The organism is Pectobacterium fontis (genome assembly GCF_000803215.1).
GTDB classification, from domain to species: Bacteria; Pseudomonadota; Gammaproteobacteria; order Enterobacterales; family Enterobacteriaceae; genus Pectobacterium; species Pectobacterium fontis.
On the sequence record NZ_JSXC01000103.1, the window covers coordinates 1 to 651 of the forward strand.

The 651-nt window shown below is 43.6% G+C and carries 1 protein-coding gene; it reads left to right on the forward strand.

Annotated elements, in window-relative coordinates:
- Window positions 1-641: restriction endonuclease subunit S (locus OI69_RS18780; protein WP_039354272.1), on the forward strand; the 641-nt coding region annotated here is incomplete at its 5' end.
- Window positions 642-651 lie beyond the last annotated feature (10 nt).

A 651-nucleotide genomic window follows, 5' to 3' on the forward strand; every position in this document is an offset into this window, starting at 1 on the left:
TAAATCATCATTTAGAGCAGATGGCGCAAGCTATTTTCAAGTCATGGTTTGTGGACTTCGAGCCGTTTGCTGACGGCAGTTTCGTCAAAAGCGAATTTGGCAAAATTCCTGTGGGATGGCGTTTCGGATTGCTTTCTGAACTTATCAACATTAAGTATGGCAAAGACCATAAAAAATTAGCTGACGGTACAATCCCCGTTTTCGGTTCAGGTGGCATTATGCGGTTCGTGGATACTGCACTGTACAATGGAGAATCCATCCTTATACCCCGAAAAGGTACTCTTAATAATGTCACCTACGTCAATCAACCTTTCTGGTCAGTCGATACGATGTTCTACTCAGAGATGAAACGACCAAATATTGCCAAATTTGTTTACTTCTTTGTTCGTTCAAAAAACTTGGCTTCGATGAACTCGGGGTCTGCTGTTCCAAGTATGACCACCGAAATACTCAACGCTCTGACTGTCGTGATACCGCCTGATTCAGAACTTACCCGTTATGAGGAAGTTGTAAGCGTACAATTCAGGAAAATACAAGCGAATCAAGCCGAAAACGATAACCTCGTAGCTATTCGAGACGCACTCTTACCCCGACTAATGTCCGGAGAACTATCCGTTGCCGATCTCGGCGACGCTAAATGATGATTTATCG